Here is a 16158-nt window from a genome sequence, read left to right as displayed (position 1 = left end):
GGCAGGTTCTGAAAGACGGATGAGGCGATACCGAACGCCATGAACATGATGAAGGCAGGGGCCAGAAGCGCAGCCACGGCCCAACCGAGCTTCGCAAAGAGCGAGAGGACGTCAGGCCCTGTCTCGATCTTCCACTGATCCGGCTGCTCGAAGATGTCACGCAGGGTCTCGGCCATGTGTGACGTTGCGTCGGGAAGGAAGAATACGAGATAGATGAAGGTCGCCAGAATCGTCGCAAAGATCGAGATTTCACGCGAGTGGGGGGTATTACCTTTTTCGGCAGCATCAGACCGCTTTTTCGCGGTAGGGGCTTCTGTTTTGCTGTCCTTGTCTTCATCGGCCAAGTGCGCGGCCCTCCGTCAAAGAAAAAGGCCGCTGCTGGAGCGCGGCCTGTTTCCATGAACGGTAGTCTTGTGCGTGCTGCCGATCAACCGCTGCCTTACCGGCGAACGGTTTTGTCAACAACTGCGATGGCTTAAGCCGCCGCCGGGCCGCCTTCCTTTTCCTTAAGCTCGATCTGGCCGCCATTGGCCAGGCGAATCGCTTCCTGTGCGACAGCGCGCCGGGCGATCGCGATCTCGCGCGGATTGACGCCGGCCATGCCGCTCTGCAGATCCGATTCGATCATGCGGCGCTGGCGCGGACTGATGGCGGAAAGCACCGATTCGCGGATTTCGGCCGATGCGCCGCGCAGTGCAACGGTGAGAACGTCGGCCGAAATATCGTTGAGTAGCATGACGCGGCTGCGCTGCGGCATGAACATGAGGTCTTCGAACAGGAAGATCTTCGGACGAACCTTGTTGACCGCTTCGCGGCTGATCGATTCGAGCGAGGTAAGCAGCGTGTCGACCTGCGGCTTGTCCATTTCGTTCATCAGGTCGGCGACCTTCGTCGAGCCGGATGCGTTGCGTTCCGCGTCGACCTCGGCGAGCAGCGTCATCACCTGGTTTTCGATGATCTGCGCGGCCTTCGGGCTGACGCCCTTCATATTGACCGTACGGTTCATGATGTCGGCGCGGCGGTTGTCGGGAAGCTGCAGCAGCACCTTTGCGCCAAAGGACGAAGGCATCATGGACAGGATATAAGCGACGGTCTGCGGATGTTCGCGCAGCAGGAACTGAGCGACGAAAGTAGGTTCCGCCTCAGCGAGGCGATCCCAGATTGAGGTCTCGTAGGCCTGGAAGGCGGTACGGCGGCCGAGCAGGCTGTCGACTTCGTCAGGCGTCAGCCCTTCCTCGAGGATGGCCTCGATCGCCTTGGCGTTGTCCATCAGACCGGCGCCTTCGGTGAAGAGATCCTCGAATTCGCCGACGAGCTGAAGAAGCTCGTCCGGCGGGATCGCGCGAAGCGCCTGGGCAGATCCGATGATGGTCTGCAACTCGGCCTGCGTGAAATATTTCAGCAGTCGGCCGGCGACTCCCTTCCCCATAGCGAGAAGAACTGCCGCCGCCTTTTCAGCCTGGGTCAACGGTTTCCCGGCAAGTGCGCCGCCGAAATCGTCAAAGTCCATCATGGTCTAACCTCTCCGTCCCGCACAGGGATCAGGCTTTTTTCGTGCTCAAAACTTCTATCAGTTTTACACCGAATCGGGTGTCGTCATTATCAAGGACCGTAATCTCACCGCGCGCAATCCTGCGGCCGTTCACCATTATTTCGACCGGCTCGCCGATCTTCTTGTCGAGCGCGATAGTAGCACCCTCGGTGAGGTTCATCAGGCCGGAAACCTGCATACGGCTCGTCCCGAGCACGATCTGGACATCGATAGGAATATCCATGATCAGGTCGAAGTTCGAATTCAGTGCGCTGCCGAGCGGTGCCGGAGCGGACTGGAAGGAGTTGCCGCCGAAGCTCGGTGCGGCGCCAAGGCTGGGAGAGCCTGCTGCACCCATGTCTGCGGCATTGCCGCCGAAGTCGCCGCCCCCGAAATCGCTGCCTGCGAAATCGGCGCCGCCGAACGAGGTTTCGCCGGCATCGCCGCCGAAAGGCGAGAGGTCCGTACCTGCTGCGAAAGCATCGTTCTGCAGGTCGTCGCCGAACTGCGGAAGGTCGCTATCCGCATCTTTCTTCAGCACGCCGCGCAGATCGTCGATAGCCTGATCCAGATCGGCTTCACTGCCCGGCATGTCCAGGGAGAGGTCACTATTCTGCTGTGTCTTCTTCGTAGCCATGAAATCACTATTCCAGTTGAAACTTGCCTCAAACTGCCTTTGCGGCGCTGAAAGCGAGAGAACCGATTAATTCATTAAGTGCCGGATCAACTCATCATCCGAATTCATGGTGTCTTTCACTCGCACCATGTAGTTGTCGCCTGAACGCCCGAACTCGCACACATACAATTCTCGGCTGTTGGCGCTGACTTCGACGCGCACGTCGCCGCTGTCGCGGAAGGGAATGACGTCGCCGGCCATCAGTTTGGAGATCGTCCGCAGCGTCAGATCCTGCAGGCGGATCTTCGCTTCGAGCGTCACCTGCGACCGGCGAACCTGGTCGCCGATCTGCTCCGTCCACTCCGGCGACTTGYTCGGCTGCTTCTTAGCCTTCGGGGCCGAAACCTTGGTCTTGAGCAGCGCCGCCTGGGGGACGATCAGGCTGAATTCGGACGTGATGCCGGCAAGCGTGATCGACATGTTGATCGCAGCCGCGAATTCATCCGAACGGTCTTCCGGCGGACGGATGCGTGCGTCAAGAGCGAAGGGAGCCGACAGGCTGGGCTCGAAGCCGCCCGGCGCGTTGACGGCCGAACGCAGCACCTTGGAAATCTTGTCGAACACCATGACGGCGAGGTCGAGCTCGATAATGGAGAGAAGCCGGTCGGCCGGCTCCTCGATCGTTTCGGCGGTAGCGCCAAGCAGATGTTCCATCAAGGTAATGACGAAACCGTTGCCGCAGCCGATCGTGATGTTCTGGGACCAGTTGCGCAGCGTCGCATCGACGAGCGTCATATTGGTGCTGAGATCGTCGATCAGATGATTCTTGTAGCCTATCTCGCAGCCGAGATAGCCGACTGTCACATCGAGGCCGGTTTCGCTCTTCAGGATGTCGGGAAGGAATTCGCTGTAGATATCGCCGAAGGAACTGCAGAGCTTGGCAACCCTGCCCTTGTCGCCAAGACCGCCGGTCAATTTGGCAAGAAGGACAGGATCCATTGTCTGGTTGTCATGCGAAGCATTGCTCATAGTCATTTAAGCTGCCTTGTTTTCGCCACCTGGGTTCATCATTTCCTGCTCCACTGCGTCGATCGACGGGCGTTCATACGCCGAGATCGTCTTGCGGCCGTATTCGAGGGCGACCTGCGGCACCGAGCCGTTCATGTAGGCAAGCAGGGTCTGCTTGACGACGACGTAGAGGCGGTGCTGCTTTGAGCGGACGATCTTGATCTGGGAAACGATCGGGGAGCAGACGCAGTAGGAAAGCAGAATTCCGAGGAATGTGCCGACGAGTGCCGAACCGATGAGGTGGCCGAGCACTTCCGGCGAGTCGTTGATATGCGCCATGGCCTTGATGACGCCGAGAACCGCCGCGACGATGCCGATGGCCGGGAACGCGTCGCCCATTGTCTGGATTGCGTGGTAAGGCTTCAGCTTGTCATGAAGGATGGTGTTGATTTCTTCGTCCATCAGCGCCTCGATCTCGTGAGAGCGGGCGTTGCCGATGATGATCAGGCGCACGTAGTCGCAGATGAAGGCCGTCAGTTCCTTGTTCTTCAGAACCGTCGGTGCCTGCTGGAAGATCGTCGATTCGGCCGGGTTGTCGATATGCGCTTCGATTTCGTTGCGCGACTTCGTACGCAGGTCGCGCATCAGCGAATAAAGGACACCAAGCGTGTCGAGGTAGTTGCGTTCCTTGGGAACGGAATGCTTGAAGGCCTCGCCGAGCGCCTTGCCGGAGTCCTTCACCACCTTCATGGGGTTGGCCATGATGAAGCTGCCGAGACCGGCGCCGCCGATGATCACGAATTCGAAGGGCTGAAAAAGAGCATCGATTTCGCCGCCCATCGCCATGAAGCTACCGATGATACAGCCGCAGACAACTACAAATCCGATAATAATATTCATCGTCAGCCCAATCTGAACGTTGCTTTTCTTTGCGACGGATAGGGTTTGTGCCTTGCGTGAGGCTGATGAACGCGGCTTTTGCGCATTCATTTGCGCTACCAGTTTCGCGCAAGGATTTACCTTCATATTGAACGTGACGAGTGGGCCTATGCGCGCCCATGTCTGAGATGCCGCTCAGCGGAACCCGTGGCCGAACTAAAAGGAGCCCGGTGTTTCGTCCCGTTTATCGCCAATGTGGAGCTTACCGACATGCAATCCGGTCTTTACGTTTCCCTGTCGTCGCAGATGGCCCTCGAAAAACGCCTGACGACGATCGCCGACAACATGGCCAACGTGAACACGACTGGTTTTCGCGGCACCGAGGTAAAGTTCGATGAAATGTTGGCGAACAACGAGAACAAGACGAACACCAAGGTAGCCTTCGTCTCTCAGGGCAACGACTACTTGGACACCAGTCATGGCGAAATGCAGCACACCGGCAACATGCTCGACTTCGCCATCAAGGGCAATGCCTGGTTCTCTCTCGACACGCCGGCCGGCCGCGTTCTGACGAGGGACGGCCGCTTCACGATCCGTGACACCGGCGAGCTGGTTTCCACCCGCGGCTATCCGGTTCTCGATGCAGGCGGTGCGCCGATCGTACTCAACACTGGCGGCGGCGAACCGAAGGTCGGCACGGATGGCATCATTTATCAGAATGACCGGCAGGTCGGTTCACTCGGCCTCTTCGAAGCAGATATCGACAAGGGTTACCTGCGCTACGAAAACAGCGGCATCATGACGACCGAGCAGCCGCGCGCTGTCGTCGACCGCTTCAACGTCGGTGTGGAGCAGGGCTATCTTGAAAATTCCAACGTCAATGCGATGCACGAGATGACGCAGCTCATCGAGGTCAACAGGGCGTTCGACAGCGTCTCGTCGCTGATGCGCGATAGCGAAGACTCCTTCAAGGAAGCGGTCCAGACGCTGGGCGGCAGCCGTTAAGGCAGGGTGTGAAGCATGAACACCACCCTGTTGACTGAGGACGCGCTCTCGCCGAAGCTCACACATCTCGGCGAGCTTGCAAAACGCTACGCCTCGCCGGAATTCTCGGTGACACATGGCGGTCGGGTGCACACGATCGCCGCCGGCCATTATACCGTCCGCGGCCTTTCCCGGCATGTACGCCTCGGCGAGTTCGTGGCGCATAAATCCGCGACGGGCATCCATCTCGGCGAAGTGGTCAAGGTGGAGCCGGATCTGATCTATGTCTGCCCTATCGAACCGGGCGAGCCGATCGGCATCCACGACGTCGTCATTCGCAAGGGTGCTTTCCGCATATCTCCGTCAGATAGCTGGTGCGGCCGCACCATCAATTCCCTCTGCGAGCCGATCGACGGTCTCGGCCCGATCACCGAAAGCCTGGACCGCCGTTCGATCTCGAACACCGCGCCGCCTTCGATGACGCGTCAGCGCGTCGAAAACGGCTTCAAGACCGGCGTGCGCGCGATCGATATCTTCTCGCCGCTCTGCCTCGGTCAGCGTCTCGGCATTTTCGCCGGCTCGGGCGTCGGCAAGTCGACGCTGCTGTCGATGCTGGCCCGCGCCGACGCCTTCGACAAGGTGGTAATCGCGCTGGTCGGCGAACGCGGTCGCGAAGTCCGTGAATTCATCGAGGATACGCTCGGCAGCGATATGAAGAAGGCGATCGCCGTCGTTGCCACCAGCGATGAGAGCCCGATGCTGCGCAAGATGGCGCCGCTGACAGCCGTGACGATCGCCGAGCACTTTCGCGACAAGGGCGAAAACGTTCTCTTCATCATCGATAGTGTTACGCGTTTTGCCCACGCGATCCGCGAAGTGGCGACCGCTTCCGGCGAGCCGCCGATCGCCCGCGGCTATCCGGCTTCGGTCTTCACCGAGCTGCCGCGTCTTCTGGAACGCGCCGGTCCCGGTCAGGAAGGCGCCGGCACCATCACCGCGATCATCTCCATCCTCGTCGATGGCGACAATCATAACGACCCGATCGCCGACTCCACGCGCGGTATTCTGGACGGTCATATCGTTCTCCAGCGAAGCCTGGCGGAGGAGGGGCGCTATCCGCCGATCGATCCGCTCGCATCCATCTCGCGTCTTGCCCGCAAGGCCTGGACTCCGGATCAGGAGAAGCTGGTTTCCCGCCTCAAGGTACTGATCCACCGCTTCGAGGAAACGCGCGACCTGCGCCTTATCGGCGGCTACCGTCCGGGCGCCGATCCCGATCTCGACATGGCGGTCAAGCAGGTGCCGATCATCTATGACGTCCTGAAACAGTCTCCGGGAGACCGCGAATCGCTCGATGCCTTCGCCGATCTTGCCGGTGCTCTCAAGGCCGCCGCCGGCGTACCGACTCCGAGTGCGCCTATTCAAAGGAGGGCCTGATCATGGCCGATTTCGAAGACGAACGGATCGCGGCGCTGAAAGAGCGTAACAAGGCAGTGCTGCTCGATCGCGCGCTGACCTTCTTGGGTCTGGCACTTGCCGGCGCTTCCGCCTTCTTCCCCTGGTACGTCTTCTTCAACGAGGACAAGTTTGGCGTCAGCGTCGCCGATAGCAATGCCTCGCGTGAATTGCCGGACTGGCCGGCACGCAACGTCTTCAGCGTTTCACCGCTCGCCATGGTCAATAAGAAGGATGAAGGTAAGAAAGTCCCACCGATCGACAATATGACGACGGCAACCGTTTCCGAACTCGGCAAGGAGCGCGACGGCGACGCCTCGATGGAAGATCAGCCTTTCCCCGGCAAAGGCTCTTTCCGTTTGCTGCACGTGGCCAACGGCCGAGCGCTCATTGAAGATCCCTCGGGAATGTATGTCGTGCGCGTCGGCTCGATCCTGCCTGACGAAAGCCGCCTTGCCACATTGGAACAGCGCGATGGCAAATGGGTGATCGTCACCTCCAAGGGTGAAATCTACCAGAACAACTGAAGCATGCCGCGCAAAAGTGTGCGGCGGTTTTTGCGATACCAGCATGCGAAAACAAAGCCTGAGGCGCGGCAGACGATCCCGGGGATCGCGACGCGCTTCAGTTCAGGCAAAAAGACGAATCGCTGCGAGGTCCTGTCGGAGAACGGCCGGGCGGCGGTTGGCCGGTGTCTGCAAGTAATCTCGAAGAATGGCTTGTAAAGCCTGCATTTACCGTAAGTCCCACGCAAGATTACCGCCCTAGGTTCGGCGTAGTAAAAACGGAGAGTTCTCATGCAACCGATTCAACTTTTCGACTTGGCTTCAAAGCAGGCGGAATGGCTGACGATTCGTCAGGAGGTTGTTGCCGGCAACATCGCGAATGCAAACACGCCGAAGTTCCGTGCGAAGGACGTAACGCCTTTTCAGGCGGTGCTCGATCAGTCGGACGTGACCATGGCACGTACCAATCCGATGCATCTGAGTGGCAACAATTTCAGCACCGGCAGCGACATCGACGTGAAGGATGCCGCGCTCGACCAGGAAATCGGCGTTCAGGAATCCGGCAACACCGTCGGTGTGGCCGAAGAACTCTCCAAGTCCGGCGAGATCAAGCGTCAGTACGACCTGAACACCTCGCTGGTCAGTTCCTTTCATCGAATGATGTTGATGACGCTAAGGAAATAGGCTCATGGATCCGCTCTCAGCAGCAATGAAAATCGCAGGCTCCGGGCTCGAATCGCAGTCGACACGTCTGCGTATCGTCTCGGAAAACATCGCCAACGCCCGTTCGACCGGCGATACGCCAGGCGCCGACCCCTATCGCCGCAAGACGATCACCTTCGGCCAGCAGCTTGACCGCACCAGCGGCGTCGAGACCGTCAACGTCAAGAAGATCGGTACCGACGAAGGCGATTTCACCAAGGAATACGACCCGAGCAATCCGGCTGCGGACGAGAAGGGCATCGTCAAGATGCCAAACGTCAACATCCTGATCGAGATGGCCGACATGCGCGAAGCCAACCGCTCGTATGACGCCAATCTGCAGACGATCAAGCAGACTCGCGACCTCATTTCATCGACGATCGATCTCCTGAAGAGCGGACAATAATGATCAGCAGCGTACAGAATGTAAGCAATCTTTCGATGAGCCGCGCCCTGGGCGCCGTCGATACCGAAAACTCCGCCTCCTCTTCGACCGCAACCTCATCTGCTGCGGCCGGTGCATCCGGCGGCGTGAGCTTCGCCTCCGTCATGGGCAACATGGCGACCGAAGCCGTCAGCAGCCTGAAGGGCGCGGAAAACATGTCCTTTGCCGGCATCAAAGGCACGGCTTCCACGCGCGAAGTCGTCGATTCCATGCTGCAGGCGGAGCAGACCCTCCAGACTGCAATTGCCATTCGCGACAAGGTCGTCTCGGCCTTCCTCGAAGTCACCAAGATGCAGATGTAACTGATTTGAGGACGAACACATGAGAGCGCTCGCCATCGCAGCAACGGGCATGGATGCCCAGCAGACCAACCTGGAAGTCATCGCGAACAACATCGCGAACATCAATACGACCGGTTTCAAGCGCGCCCGCGCCGAGTTCACCGATCTTCTCTACCAGACTGAACGTGCCAAGGGTGTCGCCAACCGCGCCAACCAGGCTGTCGTTCCCGAAGGCGCCAATATCGGTCTCGGCGTCCAGACCTCGGCGGTGCGCAACCTGCATCTGCAGGGCGAATTGACCCAGACCGGCAACGACCTCGACGTCGCAATTGTCGGCAAGGGCTTCTTCCAAATCCAGTCGACGGATGGCACGACGCTTTATAGCCGCGCCGGTGCGCTCAACAAGAACGACCAGGGCCAGCTCGTCAACATCGACGGCTATGAAGTCATCCCCGGCGTCACTATTCCGCAGGGCTCCACCGAGCTGACGATCAGCCGCTCCGGCGAAATCACCGCCAAGCTGCCCGGTCAGACGACTCCGACCACTCTCGGCCAGCTTACGCTCGCCGACTTCGTCAACGAAGCCGGCTTGCAGCCGATCGGCGACAACCTCTTCCAGGAAACGCCGGCCTCCGGCGAAGCTGTCATCAGCAATCCCGACGAAGACAATATGGGCTATCTCAAGCAGGGTTACCTGGAATCCTCCAACGTCGATCCGGTCAAGGAAATCACCGAGCTGATATCGGCCCAGCGCGCTTATGAAATGAATTCCAAGGTGATCACGACCGCTGATGAAATGGCATCCATCGTCAGCAAGAACCTGAAGTAAGAGGGAAGGGCCGAACATGACGTTTCGCCGGGCAGGACACGTCCAGGGATGGGTGGCTGCGGCCACAATCGCAATCGCCGGCATGTTCATGCCGGCAGCAGCGGATGCCGGCATGGGTTATGCCGTCGTCCCGACGACGATCATCTATCCCGGCGACACGATTTCGAGCGGCCAGCTTCAGGAGGTTGAGGTCACCAATCCTAATCTCAGTGGAGACTATGCAAAATCGGTCTCCCAGGTCGAAGGGCTTGTTTCCAAGCGCACGCTCCTGCCGGGCCGGACGATTTCGGTCTCCGCCCTGCGCGAGCCTTATACGGTCACGCGCGGTTCCAATATCCGCCTGGTATTCCAGCTTGGCCAGATGACCATTTCCGCTGCCGGCTCGCCTCTCGAAGATGGTGCGACCGGCCAGATGATCCGTGCACGCAATATGGATTCCGGCATCATCGTCAGCGGCACCGTGCTCGCCGACGGTACGGTCCATGTGAGGGCAAAATGAAGTTCTTCTTTCGCATTCTGAGCCTGGTTGCGGTTCTGGCGATGAGCCTGACCGATGTCGCGCCTGCATGGGCGCTGACGTCCCGCATCAAGGACATTGCCTCGCTTCAGGCCGGCCGCGACAACCAGCTCATCGGCTATGGCCTTATTGTCGGCCTGCAGGGAACCGGCGATGGTTTCCGTGCTTCGCCCTTCACCGAGCAGTCCATGCGCGCGATGCTGCAGAACCTCGGCATCTCCACGCAGGGCGGCCAGTCGAACGCCAAGAATACGGCCGCCGTCATGGTCACCGCCAACCTGCCGCCCTTCGCCAGTCCCGGCAGCCGCATCGACGTGACGGTCAGCTCGCTCGGCGATGCGACGTCGCTGCGCGGCGGCACGCTTGTCATGACCTCGCTGTCAGGCGCCGACGGCCAGATCTATGCCGTCGCCCAGGGCGCCGCCATCGTCACCGGCTTTCAGGCTCAGGGACAGGCCGCGACCGTGACCGAGGGTGTGACGACGGCCGGCCGTGTGCCGGGTGGCGCCATCATCGAGCGCGAGCTGCCGTCCCGCTTCAAGGATTCGGTCAACCTCGTCCTGCAGCTCCGCAACCCGGACTTCTCCACCGCAATCCGCATTGCTGATATCGTCAACGGCTACGCCAAGGCCCGCTTCGGCGGTCCGGTCGCGGAAGCCAAGGATTCGCAGGAAGTCGTCATCGAGAAGCCGCGCGAGGCCGATCTGACACGCCTTATGGCCGATATCGAAAACCTCGTGGTCGAAACCGACACGCCGGCCAAGGTCGTCATCAACGAACGTACCGGCACGATCGTCATCGGCTCGGATGTTCGCGTCTCGCCGGTTGCCGTCAGCTACGGCACATTGACCGTGCAGGTCACCGAAACGCCACAGATCATCCAGCCGGAGCCCTTCTCGCGCGGTGAGACCGCTGTCCAGCCGCAGACGGATATCCAGGCACAGAAAACGGGCGGGCGGGTCGCGATCATCGACGGTCCTGACCTTCGCACCCTCGTTGCCGGTCTCAACAACATCGGCGTCAAACCGGATGGCATCATCGCCATTCTCCAGGGCATCAAATCTGCAGGCGCCCTGCAAGCGGAGCTTGTGCTGCAATGATCAAGATCAAGAACGAGAACCCGATCGTCGAATTGTTGCGCCGGCTGGCTTTGCCGGCCGCAGGCTTGGTGCTGCTTACCATTCCCGGCGCCTTCGCCCAGGAAGTGGCGCCGCTCGGCGACATCACCTCGACGGACGAGGTCAAGCAGTTCTGCACGAATATTGCCGATCYCGCGCGCGATCAGCGCTATCTCCTGCAGAAGCAGGAGCTCGAGAAGTTGCGCGCCGATATCGACGGTCGCATTGCCGAGATGGACAAGCGCAAGGCTGAATATCAGGACTGGCTGAAGCGGCGTGATGATTTCCTCAAGCAGGCTGAGGCCGGCTTGACGGATATCTACAAGAAGATGAAGCCGGATGCGGCAGCCCTGCAGTTGCAGGACGTCAGGCCCGAACTGGCGGCCGCCGTCATCATGCGGCTCGGGCCGCGCCAGTCCAGCCTGATCCTGAATGAAATGGACTCCACCAAGGCTGCCAGTATCGCCGGCATCATCGCAAGTGCGTCTGATCCCAATACCTCGAAGGATCCTTCATGAATAAGCGTTTACCGGCTGTGGTCGCCGCCGTTGCCCTCCTTGCGGGCTGCCAGTCCACGGCAGTCAACGAGATCGGCCGCGCGCCTGCCATGAGCCCGATCGGCAGCGGTCTCGCCTACGGCCAAACACCGCAGATGGCGCTCTATCCGAAGCAGCCGCGCGCTGTCGCCCAGGGCTATTCGCTGTGGAGCGATTCACAGGCTGCGCTTTTCAAGGATGCGCGCGCCCTGAACGTCGGCGACATTCTGACGGTTGATATCCAGATCAACGACAAGGGATCCTTCGACAACGAGACCAACCGCAGCCGCAAGAATTCGAGCGGCATGAACTGGGATGTCAACGCCCAGGTCTTCGGCTGGACGCCACAGTCCAAGACGGACCTGACCTACGGTTCCGACACGAGCACCGACGGCAAGGGCAAGATCGAGCGCACCGACAAGCTCAACCTTCTGGTTGCCGCTGTTGTCACGGGCATTCTCGAAAACGGCAACCTGGTCATCAGCGGTTCGCAGGAAGTTCGCCTGAACCAGGAGCTGCGCATCCTCAACGTCGCCGGTATCGTGCGTCCGCAGGACGTCAATGCCGACAACCAGATCTCCTACGACAAGATCGCCGAAGCCCGCATCTCCTACGGTGGCCGCGGCCGCCTGATGGAAGTGCAGCAGCCGCCGCGCGGCCAGCAGGCTGTCGATCTTTTCTCGCCACTCTGAGGCTGAACCAAGATGGCAGACAACGAAACAGGCGAAGGCAAGAAAAAGAAGTCGGGCGGCATGGTGATGACGATCATCGGCCTTGCCGTGCTGACGCTCGTCGGCGCCGGCGGCGGCTGGGCGGTCGGCAACATGGTGGCCCCGAACATCCGCAGCGCCGCGGAGGCCGAGCAGGCCAAGGAGGCCGAGGCCAAGAAGAAGGCCGAGGGCGGTCTTCCGAAAATCGCTAACGAAGCCAATAACATCGTGCTGCTCGACCCGGTCACATCGAACCTCGCTTATCCCTCGGAAAACTGGATCCGACTCGAGGTGGCGCTGATGTTCAACGGACCGCCGGATGTCAAGGTCGCCGAGGATATTCACCAGGATATCCTCGCTTACGTCAGGACCATTTCCCTTCAGCAGATCGAAGGGCCGCGCGGCTTTCAATATCTCAAGGATGACATCCAGGAACGTGTTGACCTTCGCTCTCAAGGGCGCGTATCGAAGGTCATGTTCAGGACCTTTGTCATCGAATGATTCGACTCGTAGTTTTCCTTGCCGCCATGATGGCGGTGCCGGAACTGGCAGTGGCCCAGCAGCTGCCGACTGATCTATTGAACATTCCGGTCGACGGCTCCGCCGCCGCCTGGATCATCAGGACATTCGGCCTCCTGACCGTGCTTTCGGTCGCGCCGGGCATCCTCATCATGGTGACGAGCTTCCCGCGCTTCATCATTGCCTTTTCGATCCTGCGTTCGGGCATGGGCCTCTCTTCGACCCCATCGAACATGATCCTTCTCTCGCTTTCGCTGTTCATGACCTTCTACGTCATGTCGCCGACCTTCGATAAGGCTTGGCAGGACGGCGTTCAGCCGCTGCTCGCCAACCAGGTCGACGAGGCGACGGCAGTTCAGCGCATTGCCGAGCCGTTCCGCACCTTCATGTCTGCCAATACCCGCGACAAGGATCTGGCGCTCTTTGCCGACCTTGCCCGCGAGCGCGGCCAGAATATCCAGACGACCGAGCCGATCGACTACCGCATCCTGCTTCCCGCCTTCATGATCTCGGAGATCCGGCGCGGTTTCGAAATCGGCTTCCTCATCGTCCTGCCCTTCCTCGTCATCGACCTGATCGTTGCGACGATCACCATGGCCATGGGCATGATGATGCTGCCGCCGACATCGATCTCTCTGCCGTTCAAGATCCTTTTCTTCGTGTTGATCGACGGCTGGAACCTTCTGGTCGGCAGTCTCGTGCGCTCTTTCAGCTGACGGGCAAAGGCGAGACGGACAAAGGCGAGCCTGCCGTCTCGCATTTTCTGTCCTCTCACAAACACAAAACCCGCCGGAGCGATCCGGCGGGTTTTGTGTTGCTGGATGCGCCTAAGCCGGCCTCAGCTGTTCGAACCAAAGGGCTCGGTGCGCGGCGGCAGTGCCGGAACGTCGATATGGTCGGGGCCGAGGCCCTGCTTGGCCCGCTCGGTCATCAGCTCATACGCATGTTCGAGATGGTGGCAGAAGCGTTCGGCATCGAAGAGGGGCGCGATATAGCGCTTCTCCCGCAGATGCTCCTTGTATGCGGTGACGCGCTCGGGGTTGAGCGCAAGCTCGACGGCGAGGTCCTCATAGGCCTTGATGTCCTCGGCAACGAGTTCCGGCAGATCGATCGCTCTCAGCAGGCTTTCGCTGACGCGTGATGCGAAGTTGGTGCCCTTCACGGTTAGAACGGGAAGACCGCCCCAGAGCTGTTCCGAAGTGGTGGTGTGTCCGTTGACGGGGAAGGTATCGATGCCGAGGTCGGCCGCCTGCTGACGGCTGATATGCTGTTCGTAGTGCGCGCGCGGGCAGAAGATGATCCGCTTGGGCGAGATGCCGCCGGCCTGGAAGCGGTCCAGCAGATTTGCCTGGTTGCGCGCGGTATTCGCCATCAGCCAGAGCACGCTGTTCGGCGCGCGCTTGAGAATCCTGCACCAGCTGTCGACGACTTCAGCAGTGATCTTACGGTTACCGTTGAAGGATGCGAAGATGAAGGCATCTTCCGGCAGGCCCAGCTGCTCGCGCGTGACCGGCTGCGGTTGCGGCCGGTTCGCCGGATCGTTCGGCTGGTAGCTCTCCGGCATGCGCAGGAATTTCTCGTGGTAGAAGGGCTTGGCGACGTCAGGCAGCACCGAGTGATCGCCGATGACGTAGTCGAGGTCGACATTGAGCGTGCTGCCGGGAAAGCCCAGCCAGGCGACTTGGATCGGCGCCAGCGGCAGGTTGAAGGAAACGGCACGGCTGCCGGAAGTATGACCCTTCAGATCGACCATGATGTCGATATTTTCCATACGGACGGTTTTGAAGATCGCCTCGTCCGATAGGCCGTAGATGTCTATGACCTTGCCCCAACGGCTGCGGTCGGTCGTGTTGTTGTTCAGCTTGTGCTCCGGCAGCGTGTGGTCGAAGAGCGTGATTTCGAAGCGGTTGCGATCGTGAAGCTCAAGGACGCGCTGCAGCAGCTTCATCGTCGCGTGCTTGTCCCAGAAGTCCGAGGACATGTAGCCGATGCGGATCTTGTCCGACCATGTATGGGGCAGGCCGCGCCGGTAAGCCACGCGGGCGGGATCGAGTGGTTTCGTGCCGATAGCGGCATGGCGGTTATAATCTTCGTTGCCGCACCAGTGCAGATGATAGAACGGGTTGTCCTTCTTGAGCACATCGATGTCGTTCTTGACCAGGGCGGCGTCGATGAAAGCCTGATGCTTGCTGATTTCGCTGAACTCGTTGAATTCGCGCAGGCAGACGAGATAAAGGAACCGGAAAGCAAGATTGTTCGGATAGCGACGGAAGAGATTGCGGGCGAGCGTCTGGTTCGTCTCGTCCATGAGGTCGTCGTTGAGCAACTGCGCGGCAAGGCGCGAATGCTCCGGATTCTGGCTCTCGGACAGCACCTTCTTGAAGGGGCGCAGCAGATCCCGCTGCTGCCTGCCAAGATAAACCGAGGCGATGGTGAAGGCGAGTTCCGGATCTTCCTGCGCCTTGGAAAGGTTGCGCATGGCGATCAGAAGCGCTTCGTCCTCGTTGCCGGCCTCAAGGTGGATCTTCGCGGCAGTCTTCAGATATTCGAGCGAACCCTGTCCGGCGCAATCGGCCGCCAGGCAGTAGGATCTGGCAGCATCGGTCTTGAAGCCCAGTTGCAGCAGGTTCTTGGCCAGGAGAGCGTAGGTCTTGGCGTCCTTCTGTGTATCGATGAGCTGGTTGAGCGTCGCCAGGGACTGTGTGTAGCGGCCTGCCTGATAATCCCGGGATGCCGCCGAGAACGAAACTTTGCTGTTCAAAACCTAACTCCGTAAGGAAATGTTCCGGCATGAAATGTGACCGACGGGACGCGCAATCAGGCCCTCCCGCAGAATGCAGGTTGCCCGACGATACTATCCCGGCTTCTGCCACATTGGCATTCGAAGCTTGCTTGAAACCGGTGCGGACGAATGCCCGCTTTCCGCGAAAGCTACGATTTCGAAGATTGATTCAACCAACATTAACCATGCAATTGAAGCGGCTTGGCCGGGAGCTCCGCTTTTAAGAAGTTGGCAAGTATTGGCTGCGAGATTGCCCTGGACATGACGGGTTTGGGCCAAGAAACAAAGGCACCGAGTGGCATGAAGCTGGTCCGTCATCGCCGGTATTTATAGTCCGGTATGTCCTCCTTTTTTGTATCTAGTTTTCTAGGGGACACACTTATGACGAGCATTAACACGAACAATTCCGCCCAGGCAGCTCTCCAGACGCTGCGTAACGTCAACCAGGGCCTCAACAGCACGCAGAACCACGTTTCCACGGGTTACCGCGTCGGCAAGGCTTCCGACAACGCTGCCTACTGGTCGATCGCAACGACCATGCGTTCGGACAACAAGGCTCTCGGTGCCGTTTCCGACGCTCTCGGCCTCGGTGCTGCAAAGGTTGACACCGCCTACACCGCCATGGACAGCGCCATCGACGTCGTCGGCGAAATCAAGGCCAAGCTTGTTGCCGCGACCGAAAACGGCGTCGACAAGAAGAAGGTCCAGGAAGAAATCGACCAGCTGCAGGACCAGCTGGT

The 16158-nt window shown here is 59.7% G+C and carries 20 protein-coding genes; 14 read left to right on the top strand and 6 right to left on the bottom strand.

Going from position 1 to position 16158, the window contains the following annotated elements:
- From AC1D35_RS31665 to motA, 5 genes are all read right to left on the bottom strand, one after another.
- Positions 1 to 344: EscU/YscU/HrcU family type III secretion system export apparatus switch protein (locus tag AC1D35_RS31665; protein ID WP_477941802.1), on the bottom strand; the 344-nt coding region annotated here is incomplete at its 3' end.
- 131 nt (positions 345 to 475) lie between these two features.
- Positions 476 to 1513: a flagellar motor switch protein FliG gene (fliG, locus tag AC1D35_RS31660; RefSeq protein WP_113306934.1), complete on the bottom strand. Its 1038-nt coding sequence runs from the start codon at positions 1511 to 1513 to the stop codon at positions 476 to 478.
- A gap of 28 nt (positions 1514 to 1541) precedes the next feature.
- The gene (gene fliN, locus AC1D35_RS31655; protein ID WP_113298558.1) at positions 1542 to 2168 is read right to left on the bottom strand and encodes a flagellar motor switch protein FliN; all 627 of its coding nucleotides are present in this window, start codon (positions 2166 to 2168) and stop codon (positions 1542 to 1544) included.
- Positions 2169 to 2234: 66 nt separating this feature from the next.
- Positions 2235 to 3182, bottom strand: a complete 948-nt coding sequence (locus AC1D35_RS31650) for a FliM/FliN family flagellar motor switch protein (RefSeq protein ID WP_477941798.1) — start codon at positions 3180 to 3182, stop codon at positions 2235 to 2237.
- Entirely contained in the window at positions 3183 to 4055 is an 873-nt protein-coding gene (gene motA / locus AC1D35_RS31645; RefSeq protein WP_113298621.1) for a flagellar motor stator protein MotA, read from the bottom strand.
- Positions 4056 to 4304: 249 nt separating this feature from the next.
- Here motA and flgF point away from each other — a divergent pair, with 249 nt between their 5' ends.
- The 13 genes from flgF to fliP all read left to right on the top strand — a co-directional run bounded on the left by flgF (position 4305) and on the right by fliP (position 13352).
- Complete coding sequence (gene flgF, locus AC1D35_RS31640; protein WP_113298560.1) at positions 4305 to 5039, top strand: flagellar basal-body rod protein FlgF; 735 nt, start codon at positions 4305 to 4307, stop codon at positions 5037 to 5039.
- A gap of 15 nt (positions 5040 to 5054) precedes the next feature.
- On the top strand, positions 5055 to 6455 hold the full coding sequence (fliI, locus tag AC1D35_RS31635; protein ID WP_113298561.1) for a flagellar protein export ATPase FliI: 1401 nt from the start codon (positions 5055 to 5057) through the stop codon (positions 6453 to 6455).
- A 2-nt stretch (positions 6456 to 6457) separates the two neighbouring features.
- Positions 6458 to 7000, top strand: a complete 543-nt coding sequence (locus AC1D35_RS31630) for a flagellar protein (protein WP_113306932.1) — start codon at positions 6458 to 6460, stop codon at positions 6998 to 7000.
- 270 nt (positions 7001 to 7270) lie between these two features.
- Entirely contained in the window at positions 7271 to 7663 is a 393-nt protein-coding gene (gene flgB, locus AC1D35_RS31625; protein WP_113298563.1) for a flagellar basal body rod protein FlgB, read from the top strand.
- Between the two features lie 4 nt (positions 7664 to 7667).
- The gene (flgC, locus tag AC1D35_RS31620; RefSeq protein ID WP_113012948.1) at positions 7668 to 8087 is read left to right on the top strand and encodes a flagellar basal body rod protein FlgC; all 420 of its coding nucleotides are present in this window, start codon (positions 7668 to 7670) and stop codon (positions 8085 to 8087) included.
- A complete protein-coding gene (gene fliE, locus AC1D35_RS31615) occupies positions 8087 to 8428 on the top strand; it encodes a flagellar hook-basal body complex protein FliE (RefSeq protein ID WP_113306931.1) in 342 nt (113 codons plus the stop codon). The genes flgC and fliE overlap by 1 nt, the downstream gene beginning before the upstream one ends.
- 19 nt (positions 8429 to 8447) lie before the next feature.
- Positions 8448 to 9236: a flagellar basal-body rod protein FlgG gene (gene flgG / locus AC1D35_RS31610; protein ID WP_113298565.1), complete on the top strand. Its 789-nt coding sequence runs from the start codon at positions 8448 to 8450 to the stop codon at positions 9234 to 9236.
- A gap of 16 nt (positions 9237 to 9252) precedes the next feature.
- Entirely contained in the window at positions 9253 to 9735 is a 483-nt protein-coding gene (gene flgA, locus AC1D35_RS31605; RefSeq protein WP_113298566.1) for a flagellar basal body P-ring formation chaperone FlgA, read from the top strand.
- The gene (locus tag AC1D35_RS31600) at positions 9732 to 10853 is read left to right on the top strand and encodes a flagellar basal body P-ring protein FlgI (protein ID WP_113298567.1); all 1122 of its coding nucleotides are present in this window, start codon (positions 9732 to 9734) and stop codon (positions 10851 to 10853) included. Before flgA ends, AC1D35_RS31600 begins: the two co-directional genes overlap by 4 nt.
- Positions 10850 to 11389 (top strand): MotE family protein, encoded by a 540-nt coding sequence (locus AC1D35_RS31595; protein WP_477941792.1) that lies wholly within the window; start codon positions 10850 to 10852, stop codon positions 11387 to 11389. Before AC1D35_RS31600 ends, AC1D35_RS31595 begins: the two co-directional genes overlap by 4 nt.
- Entirely contained in the window at positions 11386 to 12099 is a 714-nt protein-coding gene (flgH, locus tag AC1D35_RS31590) for a flagellar basal body L-ring protein FlgH (protein ID WP_113298569.1), read from the top strand. Before AC1D35_RS31595 ends, flgH begins: the two co-directional genes overlap by 4 nt.
- Positions 12100 to 12111: 12 nt before the next feature.
- On the top strand, positions 12112 to 12618 hold the full coding sequence (locus tag AC1D35_RS31585) for a flagellar basal body-associated FliL family protein (RefSeq protein WP_113298570.1): 507 nt from the start codon (positions 12112 to 12114) through the stop codon (positions 12616 to 12618).
- Complete coding sequence (gene fliP / locus AC1D35_RS31580; protein ID WP_113298571.1) at positions 12615 to 13352, top strand: flagellar type III secretion system pore protein FliP; 738 nt, start codon at positions 12615 to 12617, stop codon at positions 13350 to 13352. The genes AC1D35_RS31585 and fliP overlap by 4 nt, the downstream gene beginning before the upstream one ends.
- Positions 13353 to 13474: 122 nt before the next feature.
- On the opposite strand, the gene AC1D35_RS31575 is transcribed toward fliP, so the two are convergent.
- Positions 13475 to 15397 (bottom strand): O-linked N-acetylglucosamine transferase family protein, encoded by a 1923-nt coding sequence (locus tag AC1D35_RS31575; protein WP_113306929.1) that lies wholly within the window; start codon positions 15395 to 15397, stop codon positions 13475 to 13477.
- A gap of 402 nt (positions 15398 to 15799) precedes the next feature.
- Between AC1D35_RS31575 and AC1D35_RS31570 the strand changes: the two genes are divergently transcribed.
- Positions 15800 to 16158 (top strand): flagellin N-terminal helical domain-containing protein (locus AC1D35_RS31570; protein WP_477941789.1); only part of this gene is annotated, 359 nt, incomplete at its 3' end.

This window comes from Rhizobium sp. P1_E6, assembly GCF_056405875.1.
Note: the sequence above shows the minus strand (reverse complement) of the source record. Positions and strands in the feature narration are given on the sequence as shown.